We start from the raw sequence: 25,339 nt of genomic DNA, 5'->3' as shown, positions 1-25,339 counted from the left end.
GCAAGCCAGGCTAGGCCAGCAATTACCCTTAAGGGACTACCCTTACCGCCCTATATGTCAATGAGATGGCGCTTTTTTGACTGCGCATCGATCAAAAAATGTCGAATTACGATGTTTTTTGTCTTTAGCCATATCAGCGTCATACACGCACCTTAGTCTCTCGTCCGCTCCCTGACGTTTTACTGAAAAACGACTCACATTACGAGGATCTACATGTCATATTTGACGGACAAATTGCGTGCCCCCAGCCGTGAGGCCCGCGGTGAGATTACGGTTCCGGGCCAAATGCTCGAGGACATCGTGGCGGCCAACCCCGCCCGCCGCACGCTCTTGAGAAACAGTATCGGCTTGTCGCTGATATCCGTCTTTGGTGCGACGCTGACTGCCTGTGGCAGCGGTAGCGATGATGATGACGACAGCACCGGCGGCGGCGATACCGGCGGTGGCGAGACGCCCGGCCCCACGCCCGAGCCGGGTCCTGATTATTCCGTCACGTTCAAGCCCTTGGACGATCTGATCACCGCAGACATGGTCACCGTACCGGAAGGCTACGTGGTAGACGTGCTGTATTCTGCTGGCGACAAATGCGCCATCGGTTCGATCGGCTACACCGGCGTACCCCAGTCCTTTCCGGTCACCGAGAACCAAGCGGGCGGCCAGCACGACGGCATGCATTTCTATCCGCTGGAAGGCATCGACCCAAGCAAGGGCGGCCTGCTGGTACTGAATCACGAGAACGTCGACAGCGAAACGCTGGACCTGAGCACCAACGAAATCCAGACCAACTTGTCCAACGTCGGCGTATCGGTGATCGAGATCTCCCGTACCGACGATGGGAAGTGGTCGGTCAACACGAACTCCAGCTACAACAAGCGCTACACCGGCAACACCGTCTATGGCGTGAGCGGTCCGGCCGCCGCCGTGGTGGGTTCGACCGTGGTAGGCACCTTGAACAACTGCGCCAGCGGCCCGACGCCCTGGGGCACGTACCTGACCTGCGAAGAAACGACCGACAACTATTGGGATCCCTCTCAAGCCGAGGAAGGCTATGGGTGGGTGGTTGAGATCGATCCGTATAGCCCGAACTCCACCGCTGTCAAACGTACCGCCATGGGCCGTTTCGACCACGAGAACACGGCTTACATGCTGGACGAGAACAACCGTGTCGCGTTCTACATGGGCGATGACGGCACACCGGGCTGCATTTATAAGTTCGTCCCCAGCAAGGCTTACGATCCGTCGAACCGCGCCAACAATTTTGGCCTGCTCGACGAGGGCACGTTGTATGCCGCCCGCTTTAACGATGACGGCTCGGGTAATTGGGTCGAGCTGACGGTCGGCAAGAACAATCTGACCGTGGGTGCTGTAGACCCGGGCAACTACACCCAGGTTGCCCCGGGCACGCTGCCCGAGTCGTCGCTGATCGACTTCAAGACACAAGCCGATGTGCTGATCAACACCAAGGCCGCTGCACGCGTGGCAGGCGCTACGTTGATGGACCGTCCGGAGTGGATCACCGTCGGCACCGACAAGACCATTTACTGCACGCTGACCAACAACAGCCGCCGCCAACGTACCAGCGCAGCCAACCCCCGCACGCAAAACCAGCACGGTCACATCGTGCGCTGGAAGGAAACGGGTGACTCTCCGCTGGCCACGACTTTCCAATGGGATCTGCTGCTGTTGGCCGGCTTTGACAAGTCCGAAGGCCAAGCTGAGAACGTCACCGGCAACATCAATGGCGACACCTTCTCGAGCCCGGACGGCATTCGCGTCGATCCCCAGGGCCGCCTGTGGGTGCAAACCGATTCCGGCGCCTCCGGCTTCGGCAACAACTCGATGTATTACATCGATCAGAACACTGGCGAGTCCAAGCGCTTCCTGGTGGGCCCAGCTGGTTGCGAAATCACCGGTATCGCTTATCCGGATGATCTGACCGCGTTCTTCATCAACATCCAGCACCCGAACGGTGTGTGGAATACGGTGCGCGCAGAAGGTGGTGATGCACGCTCGGCTACCATCGTTGTGCGGCGTGAAGACGGTAAGCCCGTCGGCGCCTGATTGATGATGGTGGGAGGGGTCGTTGCTGTATGGGCGGCTCCTTCTCCAGAGCTCTTGGCTGGTGGAGTTTTACGCCCTCTCTCGCTCTCGAGTAGAGGGCGTCTTCATCATGGGGGTTAGGGTTTTTGCAAGCGGCGTATGGTTCTTAAGCGCCAGGGGCTGCCTTGTACAGGCTGCGCCGGCCCTATCGCCCGGTCTGGTCGCCTTCGCGACCAGACTGCCCTTCGCCAGCTTCATCAGGCGGGGCGGCTGGGCAAACTCGCTCCGCTGCGCTCCACTCAAACATGCCCATCCGACTTCCCCCCGCCTGATGAAGCTGGCTCGGCGGGCTCAACGGGCCGGCGCAGCCTGTACAAGGCAGCCCCTGGCTCGCGTTGTGCTCACATTGCGGATGATTCTTTGGCTTTGTGATGTGGTGTTAGCGGATGCAGTTTTTTTGATGCCAGCAATGAACTGGGCAATAGGTATTCGCCGTTTAGCAACGGCAAATTTAATCGGGTGAAGGGCACATCTAGATCTATGCCGGCTTGGCGCCAGGCATTCCACACCAATACTGTGCAGTATGTCCCGGTGGGGTCTGCCACGCGAAAGGGCTTGCCTAACATGGTCTGCGCGTCCCGGATTGCTCGGGTCCGATGCGCTGCGTCGGCATCTACGTGATAGATGGCATAGCGCTTTGCGCGCTTGGCGTCGACGAAAAACGCTAAGGTATCGGACACGACGCCGTCTGGCCGGCCCGGTACCTCGGAGGGCGTTGCATGCAGTACATGCCAATCGCCCGGCTGACCGATCAGCATCCCCACATGACTGAATGGGCCGCCGTCCACCGCCATGACGGCATCGCTGACAGACTCAGTGCCCTCGCGAAAAATCAGATCGCCAGCTTGCGCCGCGTCGGGCAGCACCACTTCATCTGCATAGGCTTGTGTCCATATCAGCCAGCCGCCGAGACACAGGGCGGCCAGCCGACGCGCACGGGCCTGGGTCATTTCAACAGGATTTTCCAGCTATCGTCTTCTTTGATCAGGCGATGGTTTTCGGTTTGTTCTTTGCCGTTCTTGAATTTGACCTTGGAACGGACCGTGGCCAGTTTCCCCTCTTCGTTGATCTTTGACTCCAGGATCTCTACGCTGTCCAAACCGTCGTTCGCTTGAATGCGTGCCTGCATTTCGCCCACGATCATTTGCACTTTTCCTTTGGCAGCCATCATCTGCGCGGCCGGGACACTCGAGAACGAGATTTGCTCTGTGGCTTTCTCTACGTCACCCTTCGCGGCGGCCTCGTAAAACGTTTCTACTGTCGACTCCGGCTTGCCGCTGGAGCATGCCGTCAAGGCCAGAGCGAATACCGCCATGAAGAAAGCCGAAAATATGCGAGAGGGAAACATCTTCTTTTCCTTTGATGAACGAGAACGCGCACCACACGTGCGCACCGCGCCGAATGATATCCAGAATTCTTCGCTCATGGCCGCGCACTTGCATCAATTTGATGCACACGAATGACTAAACGTATCTTTGCGGTTCTTTTATTGTCATCAGGACGATCCCTCCCTATTTAAGGCGTACACTCCCGCCCTGCCTCATCGGCTGACAAAACGCCTTTAGGCGATGTTATGCCTGACCGTCGATATGCATATTTTTTCGCAGCAAAAACAACGGCCATCCGATTGCGCATGGCCGGCCCAGTGCCCTGAATATAGGCCTTGCCTTCGGAGCAGCGCTCTATCTCTGTCTGATGTCTCCCCATCGGTCTCTTGCGCGGGTCTCTCGCCTGTGCGCCACGGCGCGCCAATGTTCCTGACGAATATCTGAATACGACGGTTGTCTCGTTCCACCACTACATTCAATGACGCAGCTTGCCGTCAGGCCGGCAACTGTGTTGGAGTCTATATGTCTTTTCAAATGAAACCCCTGTTCGCAGCGCTGTTTGTTGCCGGCACGCTGATTCTGAGCGGCTGCAATGACGACAACAAATCGGCCGCCCAACAATCCGACACTGCGCAGGTATCCGCCGAGCAACAGGACATCATCAAGTACAACGCGTTCATCGACGCGGCCAACGGCAATTCGTTTGCCAAGGATCTCGCTGATCACTTGAAATACTACGCGGACGATATCAAGAATAAAAAGCCGCTGGCCAATTATTCGGTAGTGAGCATCTATAACATCAAGATCACCCGCGAGGCACTGGACAAGGCACTGGCCCTGCCCGGCAACCTGCCTGAGCTCGACGCAACCGGCAAGCCATTAAAGGACGCCTTGGCCAAGCTCGAGCCTATCAATGCCGAGCTGAGCAACTACGCGCAATCAAAAGGTTTCTTGGCCGACGATGGTAAAAAGGCGCAGGAAAAAGAAGCAGAATTTGTCGCCGCACTGACCGAGGTCGCCAAGTCCCAGAACGCGTTCTTTGAGGCGATTGCCAAGCGTGATGAGATCAACACGCGCACGGCCTTTGAAAAGGCTCCCAAAGACACTCTCGAGTATTACCGCGCCGGCCTGATCGTGTACGCCAAGGAGGCCGCCAATCGTTCAGATGCCTTCTTTGAAACGAAGGGCGAGCAGAAAGCCGCGGACGCGCTCAAGGAAAGCCTGAACAAGACCGCTGAAATGGTGGACGGCTGGAACAAGAAAGTGACTGAAGCCAAGCCCGGTGGCTGCTCCAGCATGACGATGGCAATGAACAGTTTTCTGAGCAGCGGCCGCAACGCGATTGCGCACGCCGCCCGCGGAGACTACCAGCGCGGCCAAGGCCTGCTCATGGGTCCGATGCAAATGGACGCGCAGAGCTTTGCCCAGGATTTCAACAATCTGATCAACAAATTGAACGAACAACGCTGCTAAACACACAGCGTGGGCGAGCGGGCTCGAGTTATCTGAGCCCGCTCGCGTCTAGTTCAGTTCGGCACGAATTCCGGGCAGCAATACCGCCAACCAACGCGCGCGCCAAGACAGCGTAAAGGCGACCACCAGCGCTGCTGCGGCCAAAGTCATGAACCAGACCAGTGCCGCCATCGTCGCGTGATCCACCGCCAGACACAGCAGCAAAGCCCCTAGCAGGGACACTCCGCCCAGCCAACGGAGCCGCCGCGCCAATGCAGGCGAGCACACCGCCTCGCCATAGACCTGCTTCCAGTGCGCCTCCATCGCCAGCGCCAGCCACCCCATCCCGGCCAGGGCAAGCACAAAGGCAAACAACAACGTCACGCTATCAGGCATGTGCAGGCCCCGAGGATTCTGGCTGCAACACGGGCGCTCGTTGCGCGCGCTGCTTCAGTTTGCGAGCCGCAAACAAAGCGACCATCGCACCTGCCAGCATAAACAAATCCACACCCGCCACCGGCCAGTAGCCAGCGCTCAACGTGCGCAGCAAGTGATCGCCCGTCGTGGCCCAGTTGAGCAACACCGCTACGACGGCCAGCCCAGCGACCGCGAGACATTGCTCACGCCACGCCGGATTCAGCCGTCCCTGCGCCACCGGCGCCGACCGCCAGAACGCATGCACCATGGCGAGCGCCCAGACGCCCCAGAAAATATAGCGTTCCATCGCCTGCCGCTCCGGCCAGCCCGCGCCCATGGAATCAGGCAGCAATCGATTGGCAATCAAAATTCCCAATGTCGCGACTACCATGCCTGTCACTGTCGTCACCGCCAGTGCATCCACCACACGCGCCCCTTGGCTGCCCTGCTTGGCGTGTTGCCGTTTGCGTTTTTCGACGAAGAATAAAAAGCCCGTGGCGATGCACACGCATCCCATCAGTCCGCCCAACACATACAGCCACCGCAGCAGCCAATGACGGAAGTGCTGCAAATGCAGACCCGTCAGAAACTCGTTGACGCTATCGACCGCACTGCTCGGCGGGTCCTCGCGCAGCAGTTCACCCGTGGACGCCTTGAAGTGAATCCCTTCGCCGGTCAAGGCAATACGATCCGTGCCTGCGCGATAAATACTGACGTAGCCATTCGCGTCACCGACGTGCCGCATGGCCAAGAAACCGACCTCTCCGGCCATGCCCTTTTCTGCCCAGCGGCGTTGCGCCTCGACCACCATCGCGTCGACAGAGGCCATCGGCGCAGCAACGCCGGCCCGGTCATGCGGCAGTCCCGTTTCCTCGGCATCCAGGCGCTCGTGCAGCTCATGCAACGGTTCCAACTGCGTATGCGTGATGGGAAAATAAATCCCCGCAAAGATCACCAGGCCGGTAAAGGCAAAGAAAAAATGGAACGGCAACGCCACCACGCCGGTGAGATTGTGCAGATCCAGCAGGCTGCGCTGCTTGTTTTTATTGGGTCGGAAAGTGAACAGCTCGCGAAACAGCTTGCGATGCATGATCACGCCGCTGACCAGAGCCGCCAACATGATCAGCGCCGCCAACCCTACGATCCAATAGCCTACATTCTTCCAATAGAAAGTCAGGCTGTAGTGCATGGGATAGAAAAAGCTGCTGCCGATCTTGAGCCTATCGTCCGGCAAGGATGCTCCGGAACGCGGATCAATGGTGCGCAGGGCAAACACACGCGTATCGTGCTCTTTGGCGTTGGGCACCTCATAGCCGACGAACAAGCCCAGCACAGGATCCCGATGCGTGGTGTACGCGCCCCAGACTGACGGCGTCGTAAAGTGCGTGGGAACAGGACCATTGACCTTGTTGCGCAGTTGATCGATCCGTTCGGCCGAGGGCTGCATCGTTTCGAAAACAGGCTTGAGCATCTGATCGAACGACGGCATGGGTTGCGCCTCGAAACGCGAGGACGGGATCGCCCAACGATCGATCTCGCGGTCAAACACCGACAAGGCGCCAAAGAAAAACACGATCATCAACACAAACCCCAGCACGAGCCCGAACCAGGTGTGCAACCAGGCCATGCTGAGACGTAAATTCTGGAACATAGGAGACTCCGGTCTCTTTTTAATCGTCGTCGGTTCAGACCAACATGTGCTGAATCAAGGAAGCCGATGCCGTCATCAAGCCACCGCCACCCAATAGCACCAGCCACACGCGCGGCATGCTGCGGGCGGCAAACGCCCATAGAAAAACCACCAGGAACACCAGGAATCCCAGGATGTTGCACAAGTGTTCGGCGTCGTGGAACTCCATCCCTGCCGCAAACAGGCCGGCCATCCCCAAGGCAATCCCACCCCAGGTGAAGACATAGCCTCCCAGCAAAGCCGCCCCAATACGCCCGGCGATGTGAATCTGTTCTGTCGTCATATTCGATACGCGAGTCTTGCGCCGATGCCGCGTCACCAGCCCGCTGGGCAGCTCTCGCCCAGCCCTCTTTTTTCAGCTAACTGTCAATATTGACACAAAACCGCATAGAAGAAAGAAAATTTTAAACTTTGATTATAAGATTGATTCTTGTTTAGAATTCAGAGGTTTTTATCTCCCCTGCCCGCCGTCCGTATCTCACCAAAAAAATATGGCAGGGGATCCACATCCTCGCATCTCGTTTCCAATGAAATCCCGCCTCCCGAACCGACGCGTCACCACGCTTGCCTGCTTGTCCGCCCTGGCCATGATGGGTGCCCATTTGTCCGCCGCAGCCCAATCTCAAAACGCCGCGGAGGCGACGGTGACGCTGCCGGACGTCAAAGTCACTGGCACGAGCGAAAGCGACAACAACCTGCCTGCGGTTGCGCCTGGCGGCAAGACCGCCACGGGCGCGCGGCTCGGGATATTGGGCAACGCCAACGTCATGGATGCGGCCTTCAGCGTCAAGTCGTATACCTCCGAATTGGCCCAAGACCAGATTGCCATGAGCCTGGGCGATGTCCTGCTGAACGATCCGTCGGTGCAGTACACGACCAACGGCGGGCATTTGATCGAGAACTTCACCATTCGCGGTTTTGGCGTCACGGCAACGGATATCGGCCTGAACGGCATGTACGGCATATTGCCCATCAGCCACGTCCCGATGGAATTCATCGAACGCGTCGAAGTCCTGAACGGCCCCAACGCCATGCTGGGCGGCATTTCGCCTAGTGGCGGCGTCGGCGGCATGATCAATCTAGTGACCAAACGCGCCGGCAGCGAGCCCATTACAGAATTCACCACTACGTACTCGTCGAAATCGTATTTCCAGCAACAGGTCGACCTGGGCCGGCGGTTCGGGGACGACGATCGCTGGGGCATCCGGTTCAACGGGGTATACGGCGATGGCGAGACCGGCGTATCCGGCCAAAAGAAAGGGCGCACGCTAGGTGCATTGGCGCTGGACTATCAGGGCGACGACTTCAACCTGCAACTGGATGCGTATTCCAACCGCGAGGACATCGAGAACGGCAGCCCCGCGCAGTATTCCATGGCCAAACTGGGCTACCTGGTCAGTCCGCCTGACTCCAGCACGAATATGTTTCGCGGTACGCGCGGTTACTCGCGGACTTCGGGTTTCTTGATGCGTGGCGAGTATCAATTCAACGATAAAACCAGCGCCTATGCCGCCTTTGGCGCCGCCAACACCGTCGCAAACGGCTTGCAGTTCGGCACACGCGTGGTCGTGAACAACGAGGACGGCGACGCCACGGGGTACGTCTACAACATCAATAGCATCACGCACACGCGCACCGCAGAGCTCGGCCTGAAAACGCAATTGCAAACCGGCCCCGTCTCGCACAAGGTCACCATGGCGCTGAACCAGATGACCTATAAATACTGGCTGTCCAGCACCGCCAACACCGGCTGGGCGCAGAATATCTACGACCCCGTTTCACCCGACGTCCCAGTAGGCCCCAACGGCGCCGCCCTCAATACCGACAACGTTTACAAAGGTGTCGCGCTGGCTGACACGATGGGGATATTCGACGACAAGCTGCTGGTCACACTGGGCGCACGTTATCAAAGCGTCGAGCAGAAAGTCTCAGACAGCAAAAAATCAACGATCACCCCGGCTTTCGGCATCGTCTATAAACCTTGGGGCGACGATGTGGCGCTCTACGCGAACTATATCGAAGGCCTCTCACCTGGTGCTACCGTCGGTACGGGGTATGCCAATGCAGGCGAACAGTTTTCACCCTATCGCACCAAGCAGGGTGAAATCGGCCTCAAGATCCGTGCGGACAGTATGTTGAATACCTTCAGCCTGTTCCGCATCGAACAGCCATCGGTCATCACGAATGCCGACACCAACACGCAAAGCGTGGACGGGGAGCAGCGTAACCAGGGTTTCGAGTGGAGTTTCTCCGGCCAACTGACCGACACCGTGTCGCTGCTGGGCGGTTTCACCTACACCGATGCCCGCTACCATCGCAACACCGCGGCCCTGCAGGGCAATACAGTCTATGGCGTGCCGAAAACCGCGATCACGCTGGGCGCAGAATGGCGCACTCCCGTACAAGGCCTGAGCGTGAATGGCCGTGTGACACGCGTGGGCGAGCAATATCTGAACTCGACCAACACTATCAAACTGCCCGCCTGGTATCGCTTTGACGTCGGTGCGGCCTACGCCACCCGAATCCACAACACGCCCGTCACGTTCCGCGCCTATGTCGACAACGTGTTTGACCACGACTACTGGTCGGGCGTCTTCAACGATAATTTTGCCATGCTGTCGGCGCCTCGAACCTTCCGCCTGTCGGCCACTATCGCGTTCTGATCATGCTTGCACTCGCTCTCCTATTGGGAACACTGGGCACGATCTGCGTCGTACTCCGTCATCCTAATCAGGAATGGCGCGACGGGCGCCGCCTGCCGGCGGGTTGTGGCTGGCTTGGGCTCGTGCTCATCGCGGCATCGTTCTGGGCCGCGTGGCAGGCCATGCGCCCTGTGGCATCTGTCTTTGTCATTGCGACGCTGCTGATGCTGACTTTTAGCCTGATCCCCGCGATCGGCCCTGTCTGGCGGGCCCGCCAGGCGCATCGACAAGATGACCCCACCCATGGCTGAGCGTCCCGCAAAAATACAACGAGACTGGGTCTCCAAAACCATTGCCGGCACAGTGCTGGGATTGGCGCTCGCGCTCGCAGCCGGTGGCGCCGTCATGCGCCTGTCGTCGGCCGCACCCATGATCGCTGCCCAATTTGCGATGTGGATCGTGCCTCCCGTCTGGATGGGCGTACTGAGTCTGTGCTATTTATTTCGCAATGGCCTGCGCACCTGGCTGTGGCTGGGCGCAGCCACGCTGTTGGCGTATGCGCTGCTCTATGCGCCTGACGTGGTGCGGCATGTGACATGCGTCCGCTGCCTCGACGCCCTGACATGGCCCGCCACATGACCACGTCCACCGTATCCACGCCCTGACATCGCGACACAGCTCATCCATGGTTCGTCCCGACATCGTTCGCCTCTACAAGAGCCTGCATACCTGGACCGGCATCATTTCCGGCATGGCACTGTTCATCGCTTTTTACGCGGGCGCACTGACCGTATTCAAAGATCCCATCGCGCGTTGGGTATCGCCGCCCTCACCTGGCCTGGAGTCCAGCACGCTGGCTGATGCTCCGCGACTGATCGAGCAAGTATTGCAGGAACGCCCCAAAGCCAGCCGCGACTTCATACTGTATCTCCAGGACGGCGAAAACGTCCCTGCCCCGCTCGCCTGGCGAGAACTGCCTGCAGGAGTCCAGCCCTCCGGCCACGACGGGCAAGCCCATGCACAGCACTTTGCCGCACGCCTCACCAACGATCGCGTCGTGGTCGAACAACATACGCCCTCGGCTCTGCCCGAATTTATCGATACGCTGCATCGCGTCGTCGGGCTGCCCGAGGATATCGATCCCTATCGCCGCGTCATGGGCGTCATCGCTGCGCTCTATGCGGTCGCACTGGTATCTGGCCTGATTGTGCTGCTGCCCACGCTCGCGAAGAGTCTGTTCGCGCTGCACATCGGGCCGAATCTGAAACGCATGTGGCTCGATGCGCACAACCTGATCGGCCTGGCCAGCTTGCCGTTTCACATCATCATGGCGTTGACCTCGATCGTATTCGCCTTTCACGACGATATTTTCGCGATCCAGGATCCGATGATCCATGGCGGCAAACTCGAATCCATCTGGCGCGGACCGGCACCAGCAGCACAACCGGATGTACAGGCCAAACCCGTACCGCGCAATCCTGCGGCGATGCTGCCTCCTGCGGAGTTGCTGGCAAAGGTCAAGGCTATCGCCCCCGATTTTGTGCCCAGGACCATGCAATACACCCAAGTCACCGGCCCTCGAGCCACCGTGCGCATCTGGGGTTTTGACGACAAAGACATCGCGAGATCGGATCAAGGCGGACTCGTCAGAGTCGATCCGTATTCAGGAAACATCCTGGATACCGAGCTATTGCCCGGCCAACAGTCCCCAGCGGCAGTCACGCTGACCAGTTTCTTTACCCTGCACTTTGCCAATTTTGGAGGCACGCCGGTGCGTTGGCTGTACTTTGTACTGGGCCTGGCGGGCGCGTTCCTGTTTTACTCGGGAAATCTGCTTTGGATCGAATCGCGGCGCAAAGCCCAACGCAAGGGGCAGCCCATGCCCATGCAAACGAAACCGACGCGGGGAATAGCCGCGGCCTCCGTTGGCGTCTGTTTGGGCTGTGTATGCGGCATATCGCTGAGCATGGCCGCCGGCAAATGGCTGCATGGCATCGTCGCCGATCTGGCCGCATGGCATATGGCCGTCTATTACGTGGTTTTCTTCGCCTGCATCGCCTGGAGTTTTTACGTCGGCGCAGCTCGCGCCAGCGTGCACCTGCTGTGGTTGGCGTCGCTGAGTACGCTCGCCATTCCGCTCACGTCGCTGGTGGCGTGGGCAATGCCATCGCTGGGGTGGTGGGCGTACGGCACCGTGGCTCCGCTGGGCGTGGATGCCACGGCATTATTGGCCTCGGTTGCATGGGCTTGGCTGGCACGCATGACAGCGCGGCGCGCCACGCGTGGGCGTCCAGACAGCGTATGGGCATTGCCTACGTCAACGCCCACTTGATCTCAGCGCCCTCACAGTCGATTTCACTCCAACAATGGATGCACGAACGGCGATTCACGAATCTGTGCGCAGGTGATGCGCACGAATTGCGCTACGAGTTGCGCCTGCCGTTGGTTGGCTGGATGAACGACACCAACCTCACGATGCAATTGGTGCTCCCCCAGATCGAGAACGCGAACGGATGCCTGATGACGCCCCACATCCTTTATCGGCACCAGCGCGGCGCCCAGCCCAGACGCCACCATTTCCAGGATGGCGTCTACATCCTGTGACTCCACCTGGTATTTAGGCACCAGACGCTGGCTCTGTAAAAAACGATCGACGACCCGTCCGCCAAAGGACGCGCTGTCATAACGGATAAAGGGCAATGTTTTCAGAATCTGCCGCCAATCATCGCCCGCGACATCCGCTGGGCAGATCACTTTGAATGGTTCCTGCAGTAAAGGTACCCATTTCAACTCTGGTGGCAAAGCGAAGAAAGGCTTTACCACGATCGCAGCATCGAGCTTGCCGTGATCGACCAGGGTCAACAGCGGCATCGAGCCTCCCAGCTCCAGATGAGTACTGACATCAGGGTATTCACCGACCAATGCCTGAATGATGCGAGGCAGGTATTGACGCTGCATGCTCTGAATCGCCCCCAATCGCAAATGCCCACGCAACGCCGTGCGTTGGGACTGATCGCACAGCTCGTCATAAAGATGCAGTATCTGGGTCGCTCGCGCCACAGCGTCGGCACCGGCAGCATTGAGCTTCACTTGGCGTCCTCTGCGATCAAACAGCGATGTCTGCAAGGATTCTTCCAGGCGCTGAATCTGCGCGCTGGCAGCGGCCTGAGTCAAGCCGATGTGCTGTGCAGCGGCCGTAATACTGCCGTGCTTGGCGACGGCCACCAGTGTGCGAAGCTCTTTCAACATAGGTACACAAATAATATTTGTGAATCACACAAAAAAATAGAGTTTTTCAATTACCCGATCTATATATACCATCTTCTCCAGGCTAGACGAAATGGTTCAATTTCCGTTGATGCCTACCAAGCCTGACGTGTCGAAGAATACGGACAAGGCAAAAGTTTTTGTTTGAATTCAAAAGCTTAAAAAATCACAAGGGGTTTTAATCATGATGCATATCCGCTTTTTCAAAAGAGGTCTTCGTAGAAAGATCCCGGCGCCATCGCCGGGCTGATCATGGCCTGAGTGTAAGTAATCCACTTTCACTTTCTTCCTATCCGGAGGGGCCATGCATCGCTTTTGCGTCTTATCCGGGCTGCTCGCGATCCATAGTGTGATCGCGTGCTCACCGGCATTTGCTCAGGACTTTCCACATAAACCCATCACGCTGGTGGTGCCGTTCACCGCGGCGGGCGGCACCGACCTGACTGCTCGTCTTTTTGCCCGCGCATTGGAGCGGCAATCAGGTCAACCCGTGACAGTGCTGAACAAGCCTGGCGCAGGTGGCGAAATCGGGATGAGCTATGTAGCCCGATCCGAGCCGGATGGCTACACATTAGGCATCATCAACACGCCCAATGTGCTGACCATCCCCATCGAACGGCATGCCCAATTCGATCTGACTTCGTTCGCTCTCATCGCCAATCTGGTTGATGACCCCGCGACATTCAGCGTACATGCCGATTGGCCTATCCGCTCCATTTCCGACCTCGTCGAGGCCGCAAAACGCAATCCGGAGGGCCTGACATATGGGACAGCCGGCATAGGCTCGGCCGGGCATATCGCCATGCTTATGCTCGAACAGGCCGCCGGCATCAAGCTACGCCATGTCCCATTCAAAGGAACCGCCGACGTACGCACCGCGCTGCTTAGCAAACACATTGATATTGCTGCCGCGAATCTCAGTGAAGCGCTGGCCTTTTCTCAAGGCTCGCCTTGGCGCACGTTAGGCGTCATGAAAGCGACGCGATCCACCACGGCTCCCGACTTGCCGACGCTGGCGGAAGCCGGCTACGCGTTACAAGCCGGCTCACTACGCGGCATCGGTGCACCTGCTGCCATCACGGCACAACGTCAACAGCAGGTCGCCGCATTAATCACAAAAGCTGCCAACGATCCTTTATTCATCGAGGACGCACGCAAGGCAGAGCAGGACATCAGGGTGATTCCCGGAGACGAGTACCACAAGGCGCTGCAGCAACAGCAAACGCAATTCCAGGCCCTGTGGAAAACATCCCCATGGAACCGTTGAATACCTTGGAGTCCCACACCATGAAAAAAGTCCTCTGCGGCGCCCTGCTTGCCCTGCCTACACTGTGTTCGGCAGCCTACCCCGCTCATCCCATCAACCTAATCGTGCCGTTTCCGGCTGGCGCGGGTTCGGATCAAACGGCCCGCACGATTGCCGCCTGCATGGAAACCAAGCTCGATTCAGCTCGCATTGTTGTCCTCAACAAACCGGGCGCTTCGGGTGATATCGGCCTGACGGCCTTGGCTCGAGCTGAGCCCGACGGCTACACAATCGGTCTGGTCAACACTCCTGGCGTGATCAGCCTGCCTATCGAACGCAAGACGGCCTATACGCTAGAGAGTTTCGACTTTATTGCCAACCTTGTTGAAGACCCCGGCACGATCAGCGTCCATGCAGACAGTCCTATCCATTCGATCCAGGATCTGATTGCCGCAGCCAAAGCCAAACCCGGTGAAATCACCGTTGGCACACAAGGCGTCGGCTCCGCGGGACATATCTCCGCGCTCTCGCTCGAACATGCAGCGGGTATTCAACTTTCTCCCGTGCCATTCCAAGGAGCCGCTCCCGCCAGTGTGGCACTGCTAGGCAAAGTCGTTGACAGCACAATGGCCAACCTGGGTGAAGCCATCACATTTGCCAGCGGCAAACCCTGGCGCATTGTGGGCGTGATGGGCGACAAACGGGCCGAGCAGGCACCGGACATACCCACGTTTCACGACGCAGGATATGAGGTCATTGGCGGCTCGATGCGTGGATTGGCGGGACCACGCGGCATGCCAGCGGAGGTGATCGCCGACCTGAGCCGGGCCGTGGACGAATGCAATCGCGATCAAACGTATCTCAGCCGCGCCAAGGCTTCTTTTCAACCCCTGCGCTATCTCAAACGCGACGACTACATCGCCAGCCTGAAAGCCGTCGATCGGCAGTTACGCGAGCTGTGGACGGTGAAGCCATGGCAACAGTGAACAGCTCTCTTTTTTTCTAGCACACACAAACAGGCCCTGCATTATGCGAACAGATCAACACCCCTACGATGACATCCGAGCCTATCTGGCAGAACGCGATACCGTCTTGATCCCTGTCGGAGCCGTTGAGCAATACGGCAGCCATCTGGCTACAGGCACCGAATTGCGCATCTGCGAATCCATTGCGACCGAGATCGGTGAGCATACGGGCTTGGCGGTAACGCCCATCGTTCCCGTCAATTATTCGGCTATGTTTCTGGACTACCCCGGCACCTTGTCGGTGGAAATGCACACGATCGAATCCTATCTAAAAGACATGTGCGATGCCTTGGCCGGTCAGGGGTTTCGTCATTTCTTTTTCATCAATATCCACGCGGGCTCGCTGGGACCGATCGAGAGCGTTTGCCGCCATCTGCGTCGCAAATACGACGCGGTTGGCGGCCTGATCGATGTGTTCTCGATCATGCGCGATGTGGCTGGCGACAGCTTTCAGACGAAACGCTCGCCCAGCGGCCATGCCTCTGAAATGGTGACCTCCGTGGCATTGGCCAAATTTCCTGAGCTGGTTTTTATGGACCGCGCACGGGCCACAGAATCACTGCGCCCCTTTACCGCTGACGTCAAGACCGTCAGCAGCGGCAAAGTGTCGTTGGGCAAATCGAGCTTTGCGGTATTCAGCGACATCAGCGACTACGCTCCCATCGGCACTCAGGGCGACCCCACCCACGCCAGCGCCGGCGTCGGACACACCATCTGGAATGCGACCGTTCAGTATATGAGCGAGGCCGCACTCAAATTCAGCACCATGTCCTTTACCTCGGAAGCCACAGCCTCATGAAACAAAACCCACTCAAGCAGCTTTGGACTCAGAACAAACCTGTATTTGGCACCTGGGCGACCATGGTGCATCACCCTCGCTTTATGAAACTGCTCGCCACGACGGGTCTGGATTTCGTGTTGATCGAAATGGAGCACAGCGACTTTTCGATCGCTGATGTGGCGACACTCTGCCTGGTAGCGCGCGAAGCAGGCATTGTACCCATCGTGCGTCCCGCAGGGTCGGACTCTCATGACTACACGCGCCCGCTGGATGCCGGTGCAATGGGTCTGCTATTGCCCAATATCGAAACGCCGGAGCAACTCGAACAGATTCTGCGTTACACCAAATACTATCCCGATGGACAACGCATTCTGAACATGCGGGGACCGCACACGGACTACATCAAACTGTCGTCCCCCCTATCCCAGGCCGCGGAGATCAACGCCAACACCGCCACCGTCGCCATGATGGAAACGCGAGTCGGACTGGATAATCTGGATCGTATCTGCCAAGTACGGGGCCTGGACGCCATCATGATAGGTCCCGATGATCTCACCCAGGATCTTGGCATTCCAGGTGATATGCAACACCCGCTGTACCAAGAGGCCGTCGAACATGTCATTGCCACATGCAGCCAACACGGCATTCCCTGGGGTTTCAGTTGCCAAGACCTGAATGCCGCCGAGCGTTGGATCGCCCGCGGTATCCACTGGATGCCGTTCAGCAACGATGTCAACGCCCTGTTCAATACTTTCAACACGGCAGCCGCCGGCTTGAAACGCCTGGCAGCACGCGAGGAGATTGCATAATGCCCGTTCAAACGCTGATGAAAACGACCGCGCAATACCGCCCCTATGGCTGGCGCGCGAAAATTGGGCTGATCGTCCCATCGACCAACACCATCAACGAGCCCGAGTTCTACCGGCTGGCTCCCGAAGGCGTCACAATCCACACGGGCCGTGCCATCAACGCAGGTCCTGCCACACAAGAGAACTACGACCGCATGGCACAAGGCGTGCTCGAAGCCGCCGATCTGATCAAGACTGCCGAAGTGGACGTCGTAGCCTATGGGTGCACGTCCGGTTCGATTGTCTGCTCATTGGACGAACTGTGCGATGGGATGAGCGAGCGCGTCGGCGTCCCAGCCATCGCCACCGCAGGCGCGGCAGTGGCGGCATTACGTGCACTAGGCGCCAAACGCATCGCGGTGGGTACGCCTTATATTGATTTCGTCAATCAACGCGAGCGCGATTTCCTGGAACAATATGGCTTTGATGTAGTATCGATCCAAGGCCTGGATCTGGGCCACACGCAGGAAGAAAGGCGCGATATCGGGCGTGTTCCGCCACAATCTACATTCCAGTTGGCCCGAGCCATCGATCGCGCGGATGCAGACGCCATCTTTCTATCGTGCACCAACTTGGCCACGATTGATATGATCGCCCATATCGAAGACGAACTGGGCAAGCCTGTCGTCACCAGCAATCAAGCCACGTTCTGGGCATGCTTGCGCCTGCTGGGCCTGTCTAACGCGATCCCAGGCTACGGACGGCTGCTCACAGACCATCTGGCGCCGATCTCCCGCGCCGATTACTCATTGGTATAACCCATGAGCCATCTCCCCGATCCGGATATCGACCTGGCAGTCCACCTCTTCGAGACTTTGCGTACACAGTCGTTCGGCGGACTGGGCGTAACCCGCGACACCTACGGTGCCGGAGAACAACGCGCCCACGACTTGATGCAGAACACAGCGCGCCAATTAGGTCTGGAAACTCGTGTTGATACCAGTGGCAATCTCTACATCACATTACCGGGACATTATCGGGATCGGCCCGTACGGTTGACAGGCTCGCATCTGGACTCTGTACCTGCCGGCGGGAATTTCGATGGGGCTGCAGGCGTGGTTGCAGGATTGTCGGTGCTGGCAGGTTGGCATACGGCCGGCTATCGGCCACAGGCCGACGTTACCGTCATGGCGATTCGCGCGGAAGAAAGCACCTGGTTTCCTTACTCATATTTGGGCAGCAAGGCCGCCTTTGGTTTGGTCGACGCCTCGGTGCTCGAGCTGCCACGCGCCGACACCCGCCAAACGCTACGTGAACATCTGTCCACCTTGTCTATTGACCCGGCCGCATTCGGACGTGCTGCGCTGAACCCCACCAGGATCGATCGCTTCATCGAGTTGCATATCGAACAAGGCCCGACGCTGGTCGACGCCGGCATACCTGTGGGCATCGTTACCGGCATCCGCGGCAGTTTTCGATATCGCGACATGCGTTGGATCGGCGAATACGCGCACTCCGGTGCAGTCAACCGGCGTTACCGACGCGATGCCGTGCGTGCCGCAGCATTGTGGATGACCGCGCTGGATAAAACCTGGGCAGACCTCGAGGCTGATGGCGAGGACCTCGTCGTGACGGTAGGCCAACTATCGACCAACTCGGCTCAGCATGCCTTCAGCAAGGTGGCCGGCGAACTGGACTGCTGCATCGACGTACGCAGCATTAGCGTTCCCCTGCTCGAGCGGTTTGATCAGTTGTTGCGCGATCACGCGTTGGACACAGCGCGAGCCACCTCCACCGAGGTGCATTTTGGCCCCAAGACAGGCTCGCAACCCGCCCTCATGGACACCAAGCTGATCGCCCAATTGACTGCCATGGCCTCGGCCCGCGCCATCCCTGCGCTGGCTATGCCCAGCGGGGCAGGACATGATGCGGCGGTGTTCGCGCAACAGAAAATTCCGACCGCCATGATTTTCGTGCGTAATCAAAACGGCTCACACAACCCTCACGAGGCCATGGACATATCGGATTTCGCGATGGCGACGCAATTGCTGTCCGATATTCTCGCTGCAGACCACACGGCTATGTAGTCATCAAGAGGCCCCGGCAGTGCCTACAGGTGCACAACGGCTCTCCTTTTTCGTTCCGGCTTGAATGCCGGGATTTCTCGAGGCAACCCACCGATGAAATGTCTGATCGTTCAACCCATTCATGAACAGGGGCTGGCAATGCTGCGCACGGCGGGCATCACCTGCGTCACCCCTAAATCTGCATCCATGCAAGACGTCGCCGACGCCATTAGAGACTGCGATGCTGTCATTACTCGTAATGCGGGCTTGAACACGCTCGCCATCGAATCCGCTCCGAAACTGCGTATCATCGGCAGCCACGGCGCGGGTACCAATGCCATTGATCTCGCGTCAGCCGAACGGCTGGGAATTCCTGTTGTAAACACTCCAGGCGCCAACGCACGTTCCGTGGCAGAACTGGCCCTGTCGATGATGTTGGCGCTGGTCAAACGCACGGTGATGCTGGATCAGGCTGTGCGCAAGGGCAATTGGGATGTGCGGTATGAGCCCGGCCTGTATGAGCTTTCTGGCATGTCGCTGGGCATCGTCGGATTCGGCCAGATTGGACGACTATTGGCACGAATGGCGGCTGGCGGATTTGGCATGACGGTTCGCGTCCACTCTCCTTCGGTCGCGCCCAGTGAGATCACTGCTGCGGGTTTCGAGGTCGTCGATAGTCTGGCGGACCTGGTCAGTCAGGTGGATATTCTTTCTTTGCATCGGCCGTCTCGTGCAGGAACAGGTCCATTGCTGACGGATGCATTACTCGCATCCATGAAACCAGGAGCGCTGGTGATTAATACGGCTCGTGGCGACCTGATTGACGAAGCGGCGCTCACCCGTTATTTGACGTCCGGCCAAATCGGCGGAGCAGGCCTGGATGTGTTCTCGCAGGAGCCACTTGTTGATTCGCCGTTACTACGCATGCCTCAAGTTGTCCTGACCCCTCATGCGGGAGGCAGTACGGAACAAGCCCTGGTACGCACCGCGCGTGCTGTAGTGGGACAGGTCATTGAGGTGCTGCAAGGGCAACGTCCCGCTCATCTAGTTACGCCTGCAGTATGGGAGCAACGACGTGAAATCACGCCGCAACCGTGATGCCCGGCAAATCGCTACGCCTTGCGGGTTGCACCACGATTTCGACATGCTGGTCCAGGGACACCAGCGCCTGCATCAGCCGTTCGAGCGAAATGTTCTGAAGCTTGTAGCGACGGACTTGCGATACCTTCGGTTGCGTCATACCGACGATCGCCCCTGCTTCGGTCTGACTGAGACCGCGTTGATCGATCAGCTCATTGAGCTTAAATGCGAGCGCAGCCTTAGCCGACAGTTCAGTAGCATCCTCGAATCCTAGATCCAGCAAAACGTTGTCTATGCCCTGGGCATGGTCGATACGAGTCATCATATTCTCCTGTTCGCTCCATAGCGGGCGAGCACTGCTTTTAATCTCTTTTCAATCAATGCCACGTCCGGCTGCGGCGTGGCGATACCCGACTTGGATTTTTTCTGGAAGGCATGGAGCACGTGCACCGCGTCACCGATCCGTACGGTATAAACCGCGCGAAAGGCATCACCACGATGATCCTCCACCAGTTCATACACCCCAGAACCGAGCCCCTTCCAAAGCTTGGCTGACTCTGGCGTACCACCCAACTGAGTGACAAACAACGCCACACCCATGTCTTTCTGCACCTCGATCGGAAATTCTTTGAAATCCCTTTTTGACGAGCCTTCCCAGTAGAGAAGCTTACGTTTCTGTTCCATCATTATATCCGTTCAGGTATATACGGCAAGCCTGCGAACTGTCGCAACCACAGCGAATTGGGGCAGGCACGCGTCCGTAGATAGCGTGAACGCATGCAAACGGACGAAGCCACCGTCGTTGCTGATTTGCTGGCCACATAGGGCTGGAGTCAACATGCTCGTTTGGTTTTCACGCGCCAGATCTTATCGGCGTCAAGCCAGTACAACTGGATATCCAAACAGCCGCTATTCAAATCAGACTAAGCCGCAGATCGGGGGCTACGTTCTTATTCTTCTCAGCGTAAGTATTGAGGCTTCTCTGAACAACAACGGCTGACGATAGTTAACGAGATACTGGCTCGATATCCTGATCTCGGCATTGTCGGCAGCGGTGCAAGAACCACTTTGAAACTCTCACCCGATACAATACCGGGCATGAATTCCGCACCGCAAAAATCCCCCACTGACTCCCTGGCCGGCCATACGCCGATGATGCAGCAATATCTACGCCTCAAAGCCGAGGCGGGGCCGTTGCTGCTGTTCTATCGCATGGGCGACTTCTACGAGATGTTCTACGAAGACGCCGAGCGCGGGGCGCGCTTGCTGGGCTTGACGCTGACCAAACGGGGCGCCTCGAACGGCACGCCGATTCCCATGGCGGGCATTCCGGTGCACGCCATGGAGCAATACCTGGCCCGTCTGGTTGCCCAGGGGGAATCCGTCGCCATTTGCGAACAAATCGGCGACCCTGCGGCGTCCAAAGGGCCGGTCGAACGGCGTATCGTGCGCATTGTCACACCCGGCACCCTCACCGACGAGGCGCTGCTGCCGGCCAAAGCCGACCGTGCGCTGGCGGCCGTCTGCATCAGCGGTAAAGCACGCAACCAACGCGCCGGATTGGCATGGTTGAACTTGGCCAGCGGCGAGTTTCGCGTGACCGAATGCGCGCCCGCGCAGATCGAGTCGGAATTGCATCGCATTGCACCCGCCGAACTGGTCTACGCGGAGAGCGCCGAGCTACCCTTGGCGTTCGACGGCGCACGCACGCGCGTTCCGGATTGGCATTTCGAAAGCGATGGCGCACGTGCGCATCTGTTGGCGCATTTCAAGACCGATACCTTGTCGGGCTTCGACGTGGACGATATGCCGGCAGCCATCTGCGCCGCAGGGGCTTTGCTGCGCTATGCCGCGCGCACGCAATCGCAGGCATTGGCACATGTGCAGAGCATTGCCGTTGACCGCCCGGGCCAATATGTACTGATGGATCCCGTCACGCGCCGCAATCTGGAGCTGACCCAAACCCTGAGTGGCGAAGACTCCCCGACCTTGTTCTCGTTGCTCGACAGTTGCCAGACGCCCATGGGCAGCCGGTTGCTGCGCCGCTGGTTGCATCACCCCCTACGCGACAATGCGCCCGCGCAAGCCAGGCAACAAGCCATCGCCGCCCTGTTGGCGGGCCGCATGGATGTGGAACAAACCTTTGGCGCGGCAGGGTTGTTGGAAACGCTGCGCGACGCGTTGGATGCATTTCCCGACGTCGAGCGTATCGCCTCGCGTTTGGCGCTGCGATCGGTACGCCCGCGGGAATTGGCCAGCTTGCGAGACGCACTGTCTGCCCTGCCCGCGCTGCGCGAGTTGATCGTGCCGTTGGAGAACACGCCTCGTCTCGCGGAACTCGCGGCGCATCTCTCGCTGGACCCTGCCATCGCGGATCTGCTGAGCCGCGCGATTGCCCAGGAACCGGCTGTCGCCATACGCGATGGCGGCGTGATCGCAACCGGCTTCGATGCCGAGCTGGACGAGCTACGGGCCTTGGCCGCAGACGGAGGAGATTTCCTGCTGCAGCTGGAGGCTCGCGAACGCGAACGGACGGGCATCAATAACCTGCGCGTCGAGTTCAATCGCGTGCACGGCTTTTATATCGAAGTCACCAAGGGCCAGACCGACAAGGTGCCCGACGACTACCGCCGCCGCCAGACGCTCAAGAATGCCGAGCGCTACATCACGCCTGAACTGAAGTCCTGGGAAGACAAAGTCCTGTCCGCCCAGGACCGCTCGCTAGCTCGGGAAAAATGGCTATACGAGCAGGTCCTGGATGCACTGGCAGCGTTCGTGCGTCCGCTATCGGAGTGCGCTGTCTCACTGGCGGAATTGGATACCCTGGCCGCATTGGCTGAACACGCACGCCGTCACGGCTGGGTCGCCCCCGAGCTGACCGAGCAGGCCGATATTTCCATCGAGGCTGGCCGTCACCCCGTGGTGGAACGCACGATCGAGCGCTTTACGCCCAATAACTGCTCCCTCGACGCCACGCGCCGCATGCTGTTGATCACCGGCCCGAACATGGGCGGTAAATCCACCTACATGCGGCAGATCGCCTTGATTGCATTGCTGGCGCGTACGGGCAGTTTTGTGCCCGCACAGCGCGCCACCATCGGCAAACTGGATCGCATTTTCACGCGCATTGGTGCGGCAGACGATCTGGCCGGAGGACGCTCGACTTTCATGATGGAAATGACCGAGGCGGCTGCAATCCTCGCTGCCAGTACGCCGCACAGTCTGGTGCTGATGGACGAAATCGGCCGAGGGACATCCACCTATGATGGTCTGGCATTGGCATGGGCCATCGCACTGCGTCTGATCACGCACAATCAGGCGTTGACCTTGTTTGCCACGCACTATTTTGAATTGACACGTCTGCCTGCCGAGCAGCCCACTGCGGCCAACGTGCACTTGGCCGCCGCTGAATCCGCGGGAGGCATTGTGTTCCTGCACGAAGTCCGCGAGGGCCCTGCCAGCCGCAGCTACGGGATTCAAGTCGCCCAGCGAGCCGGAATTCCCGCTGCGGTCATTCGCCATGCCTCACGCGAACTGGAACGCCTGGAAGCCCAAGGCGCCCCTACTCCGCAACTGGGTCTGTTCGCCGCTGCGCTGGACGCCGACGCGCAAGCCAGCGCCGCCAGCGACCGTTCCGAGGAATCGGCGGCGTTGGACACGCTGCGCGACGAACTGGCTCACATCGATCCCGACAGCCTGACGCCGCGCGAAGCGTTGGAAGCCCTTTATCGCTTGAAAGCCTGCCTACCGTGAACATCAACGAACCCTTGACTTTGCTTGGCGGCATCAGCGCCGCCGATTTTATGCGTCGCTTTTGGCAACGCAAGCCGTTGCTGATCCGGCAGGCGATTCCGAATTTCAAACCGCCTGTCAGCATTGCCAACGTGAAAAAGCTGGCGCGCCGCGACGATGTGGAATCACGTCTGATCTGGCGCGAAGACGGTGCCTGGCAAATGGAAAACGGGCCCTTCGCGCGCCTGCCCAAACCTGCGGAGCCGGATTGGACGCTGCTCGTGCAAAGCGTGGATCTGCATGATGATGCCGCCATGGCGCTGTTGCAGTTGTTCCGGTTCATTCCGGATGCGCGTCTGGATGACGTCATGATCAGCGTGGCCTCGGATGGTGGCGGCGTCGGGCCGCATTTCGATAGCTACGACGTTTTCTTGCTGCAAGCCTCGGGCCGCCGCCGTTGGCGCTATGGCCGGCAGAAGGACTTGACGCTGCAACCTGGCTTGCCGCTAAAGATATTGGAGAACTTCACGCCTGAGCACGATGTCATCCTGGAACCGGGCGACATGCTGTATTTGCCGCCACAGGCAGCACACGATGGCGTTGCCGTCGGCGGAGACTGCATGACGATTTCGATCGGTTTTCGGGCGCCTACGCAGGCCATCTTGGCGCGAGGCCTGCTCGAGGCGGCAGCAGACCAGGCCATGGCGCGCGTCGGACTGCTGGGAGGCCCCTATGGTGAACCGGCACTGCCGGGTCCAAAGCTGGATGCGCTATATCGTGACCCAGGCCAACCTGCCGTCGAAACGCCGGCGGCCTTGCCCGACGATTTGGTTCAAGCAACGTTGGACACCTTGGCCAAGGTCCGTTTCGATGACGCACTCGCCTCGCGTTTTCTAGGATGCTGGCTGACCGAGCCCAGCAACCTCAGCGTCTTTGAACCCGCGGCCGATCCGGTCATCGACCTCGTATCAGAATGGCCAGAGAGCGGCTATCTGGAACTGGATCGCCGCAGCCGCATGCTATATCGCGGCAAGCAGCTCTTCATCAATGGCGAGACGGCCACAGTCGCCGCGCATCCTGCATTGCGTGCCCTGGCCGATGCGCGCCAATTGCAGTGCAACGACCCACGTTGCAAACGGCTAGGCGAAGATGAGCGTGAATGCCTGACGGATTGGCTGGATGCCGGTTGGCTGCATTATCGGCAAGGTTGAGCCGCCGGCACAACCGTGCCGAAAAGTTTAATCAAGCTACGAATATCTCGCGGCCGACGTCACCCTCAGACTCGACACCCAGGTTGCCGTCGGCTCGTTCCGGAAAGAACAGCCGCAGTTTCACCAGACGCCACGCCTCAATGAAGTCCTCCATGCGGCTGACCACATCATCATGGGATATCTGTGCGACAGGCAAACGATGAACCAGAAACATCGGCCCATAACGGTCAGTCAGCGCGATAGCCCCGAGATCGCGCATGTGCAGCAGAAAGTTCATGTATAGACAGACTTGCGGATCCAGCGTCTCCATCTGACCTTCATCGGCTAACAGAGCGCTGATCATCCAAGCCTCTCGGTCCACGTCGTTCGTGATACAGAGGACAAGGGCATCGTCCAATTCGATGGTGCAAACGCCTTCATCGAACGACAGTGGCAAACCCAAGGTCGCGCTCAATTGTTTAAGGTGCGCTTCAGAGCTCGTCATGGTATCCATGGCATGGTTTCGGTCAGTATG

The 25,339-nt window shown here is 58.7% G+C and carries 24 protein-coding genes; 15 read left to right on the top strand and 9 right to left on the bottom strand.

Going from position 1 to position 25,339, the window contains the following annotated elements; genetic code table 11:
• The first annotated feature begins 213 nt into the window (after window positions 1–213).
• A complete protein-coding gene (locus CAL20_RS06590) occupies window positions 214–2,061 on the top strand; it encodes a PhoX family protein (RefSeq protein WP_094822412.1) in 1,848 nt (615 codons plus the stop codon).
• A gap of 380 nt (window positions 2,062–2,441) precedes the next feature.
• Here the strand turns inward: CAL20_RS06590 and CAL20_RS06585 are convergent, their stop codons facing one another.
• Window positions 2,442–3,050 (bottom strand): YiiX/YebB-like N1pC/P60 family cysteine hydrolase, encoded by a 609-nt coding sequence (locus CAL20_RS06585; protein ID WP_094837476.1) that lies wholly within the window; start codon window positions 3,048–3,050, stop codon window positions 2,442–2,444.
• A complete protein-coding gene (locus CAL20_RS06580; RefSeq protein WP_179266627.1) occupies window positions 3,047–3,448 on the bottom strand; it encodes a DUF4878 domain-containing protein in 402 nt (133 codons plus the stop codon). The genes CAL20_RS06585 and CAL20_RS06580 overlap by 4 nt, the downstream gene beginning before the upstream one ends.
• A gap of 502 nt (window positions 3,449–3,950) precedes the next feature.
• Between CAL20_RS06580 and CAL20_RS06575 the strand changes: the two genes are divergently transcribed.
• Complete coding sequence (locus tag CAL20_RS06575; protein ID WP_094837474.1) at window positions 3,951–4,901, top strand: DUF3829 domain-containing protein; 951 nt, start codon at window positions 3,951–3,953, stop codon at window positions 4,899–4,901.
• A 48-nt stretch (window positions 4,902–4,949) separates the two neighbouring features.
• Here CAL20_RS06575 and CAL20_RS06570 read toward each other — a convergent pair whose 3' ends face one another.
• From CAL20_RS06570 to CAL20_RS06560, 3 genes are read right to left on the bottom strand one after another with little or no spacing between them, the layout of a single operon-like run.
• Window positions 4,950–5,276 carry a DUF3325 domain-containing protein gene (locus CAL20_RS06570; protein ID WP_094837473.1) on the bottom strand — a complete coding sequence of 109 codons (327 nt, stop codon included), beginning with the start codon at window positions 5,274–5,276 and terminating at the stop codon, window positions 4,950–4,952.
• Entirely contained in the window at window positions 5,269–6,948 is a 1,680-nt protein-coding gene (locus CAL20_RS06565) for a PepSY-associated TM helix domain-containing protein (RefSeq protein ID WP_094837472.1), read from the bottom strand. The genes CAL20_RS06570 and CAL20_RS06565 overlap by 8 nt, the downstream gene beginning before the upstream one ends.
• Before the next feature lie 34 nt (window positions 6,949–6,982).
• Complete coding sequence (locus CAL20_RS06560; RefSeq protein WP_094837471.1) at window positions 6,983–7,270, bottom strand: iron uptake protein; 288 nt, start codon at window positions 7,268–7,270, stop codon at window positions 6,983–6,985.
• Between the two features lie 244 nt (window positions 7,271–7,514).
• On the opposite strand from CAL20_RS06560, the gene CAL20_RS06555 reads away from it, so the two are divergent.
• Genes CAL20_RS06555 through CAL20_RS06540 form a run of 4 tightly spaced genes read left to right on the top strand, consistent with a single transcriptional unit; the run spans window position 7,515 to window position 11,961 of the window.
• The gene (locus tag CAL20_RS06555; RefSeq protein WP_094837470.1) at window positions 7,515–9,650 is read left to right on the top strand and encodes a TonB-dependent receptor; all 2,136 of its coding nucleotides are present in this window, start codon (window positions 7,515–7,517) and stop codon (window positions 9,648–9,650) included.
• A gap of 2 nt (window positions 9,651–9,652) precedes the next feature.
• Window positions 9,653–9,940, top strand: a complete 288-nt coding sequence (locus CAL20_RS06550) for a hypothetical protein (RefSeq protein ID WP_094837469.1) — start codon at window positions 9,653–9,655, stop codon at window positions 9,938–9,940.
• Complete coding sequence (locus CAL20_RS06545) at window positions 9,933–10,268, top strand: hypothetical protein (protein ID WP_218830698.1); 336 nt, start codon at window positions 9,933–9,935, stop codon at window positions 10,266–10,268. Before CAL20_RS06550 ends, CAL20_RS06545 begins: the two co-directional genes overlap by 8 nt.
• 46 nt (window positions 10,269–10,314) lie before the next feature.
• Window positions 10,315–11,961: a PepSY-associated TM helix domain-containing protein gene (locus tag CAL20_RS06540; protein ID WP_094837468.1), complete on the top strand. Its 1,647-nt coding sequence runs from the start codon at window positions 10,315–10,317 to the stop codon at window positions 11,959–11,961.
• A 23-nt stretch (window positions 11,962–11,984) separates the two neighbouring features.
• On the opposite strand, the gene CAL20_RS06535 is transcribed toward CAL20_RS06540, so the two are convergent.
• Window positions 11,985–12,878, bottom strand: a complete 894-nt coding sequence (locus CAL20_RS06535) for a LysR family transcriptional regulator (RefSeq protein WP_094837467.1) — start codon at window positions 12,876–12,878, stop codon at window positions 11,985–11,987.
• Between the two features lie 322 nt (window positions 12,879–13,200).
• On the opposite strand from CAL20_RS06535, the gene CAL20_RS06530 reads away from it, so the two are divergent.
• The 7 genes from CAL20_RS06530 to CAL20_RS06500 all read left to right on the top strand — a co-directional run bounded on the left by CAL20_RS06530 (window position 13,201) and on the right by CAL20_RS06500 (window position 19,900).
• The gene (locus CAL20_RS06530; protein ID WP_094837466.1) at window positions 13,201–14,163 is read left to right on the top strand and encodes a tripartite tricarboxylate transporter substrate binding protein; all 963 of its coding nucleotides are present in this window, start codon (window positions 13,201–13,203) and stop codon (window positions 14,161–14,163) included.
• Window positions 14,151–15,128: a tripartite tricarboxylate transporter substrate binding protein gene (locus tag CAL20_RS06525; RefSeq protein ID WP_094837465.1), complete on the top strand. Its 978-nt coding sequence runs from the start codon at window positions 14,151–14,153 to the stop codon at window positions 15,126–15,128. The genes CAL20_RS06530 and CAL20_RS06525 overlap by 13 nt, the downstream gene beginning before the upstream one ends.
• A 43-nt stretch (window positions 15,129–15,171) precedes the next feature.
• Window positions 15,172–15,966: a creatininase family protein gene (locus CAL20_RS06520; protein WP_094837464.1), complete on the top strand. Its 795-nt coding sequence runs from the start codon at window positions 15,172–15,174 to the stop codon at window positions 15,964–15,966.
• Window positions 15,963–16,757: an HpcH/HpaI aldolase family protein gene (locus CAL20_RS06515; RefSeq protein ID WP_094837463.1), complete on the top strand. Its 795-nt coding sequence runs from the start codon at window positions 15,963–15,965 to the stop codon at window positions 16,755–16,757. The genes CAL20_RS06520 and CAL20_RS06515 overlap by 4 nt, the downstream gene beginning before the upstream one ends.
• Window positions 16,757–17,554 carry a maleate cis-trans isomerase family protein gene (locus tag CAL20_RS06510; RefSeq protein ID WP_094837462.1) on the top strand — a complete coding sequence of 266 codons (798 nt, stop codon included), beginning with the start codon at window positions 16,757–16,759 and terminating at the stop codon, window positions 17,552–17,554. Before CAL20_RS06515 ends, CAL20_RS06510 begins: the two co-directional genes overlap by 1 nt.
• Window positions 17,555–17,557: 3 nt before the next feature.
• A complete protein-coding gene (locus CAL20_RS06505; RefSeq protein WP_094837461.1) occupies window positions 17,558–18,823 on the top strand; it encodes a Zn-dependent hydrolase in 1,266 nt (421 codons plus the stop codon).
• A gap of 93 nt (window positions 18,824–18,916) precedes the next feature.
• Window positions 18,917–19,900: a hydroxyacid dehydrogenase gene (locus CAL20_RS06500; RefSeq protein ID WP_094837460.1), complete on the top strand. Its 984-nt coding sequence runs from the start codon at window positions 18,917–18,919 to the stop codon at window positions 19,898–19,900.
• Here the strand turns inward: CAL20_RS06500 and CAL20_RS06495 are convergent.
• Both CAL20_RS06495 and CAL20_RS06490 read right to left on the bottom strand, forming a co-directional pair.
• Window positions 19,884–20,204: a helix-turn-helix domain-containing protein gene (locus CAL20_RS06495; protein WP_094837459.1), complete on the bottom strand. Its 321-nt coding sequence runs from the start codon at window positions 20,202–20,204 to the stop codon at window positions 19,884–19,886. The two genes, CAL20_RS06500 and CAL20_RS06495, sit on opposite strands and share 17 nt — an antisense overlap.
• Entirely contained in the window at window positions 20,204–20,566 is a 363-nt protein-coding gene (locus CAL20_RS06490; RefSeq protein WP_094837458.1) for a type II toxin-antitoxin system RelE/ParE family toxin, read from the bottom strand. Before CAL20_RS06490 ends, CAL20_RS06495 begins: the two co-directional genes overlap by 1 nt.
• Before the next feature lie 414 nt (window positions 20,567–20,980).
• Here CAL20_RS06490 and mutS point away from each other — a divergent pair, with 414 nt between their 5' ends.
• Both mutS and CAL20_RS06480 read left to right on the top strand, forming a co-directional pair.
• Window positions 20,981–23,635 carry a DNA mismatch repair protein MutS gene (gene mutS, locus CAL20_RS06485; RefSeq protein ID WP_094837457.1) on the top strand — a complete coding sequence of 885 codons (2,655 nt, stop codon included), beginning with the start codon at window positions 20,981–20,983 and terminating at the stop codon, window positions 23,633–23,635.
• 50 nt (window positions 23,636–23,685) lie between these two features.
• The gene (locus tag CAL20_RS06480) at window positions 23,686–24,825 is read left to right on the top strand and encodes a ribosomal protein uL16 3-hydroxylase (protein WP_094837493.1); all 1,140 of its coding nucleotides are present in this window, start codon (window positions 23,686–23,688) and stop codon (window positions 24,823–24,825) included.
• Between the two features lie 31 nt (window positions 24,826–24,856).
• Here the strand turns inward: CAL20_RS06480 and CAL20_RS06475 are convergent, their stop codons facing one another.
• Complete coding sequence (locus CAL20_RS06475; protein ID WP_179266626.1) at window positions 24,857–25,309, bottom strand: CesT family type III secretion system chaperone; 453 nt, start codon at window positions 25,307–25,309, stop codon at window positions 24,857–24,859.
• Window positions 25,310–25,339: the final 30 nt, after the last annotated feature.

This window comes from Bordetella genomosp. 4 (genome assembly GCF_002261185.1).
Taxonomy (GTDB): Bacteria; Pseudomonadota; Gammaproteobacteria; order Burkholderiales; family Burkholderiaceae_B; genus Bordetella_A.
The sequence above is the reverse complement of the archived record's forward strand: the minus strand, read 5'-3'. Positions and strand labels throughout refer to the sequence as shown.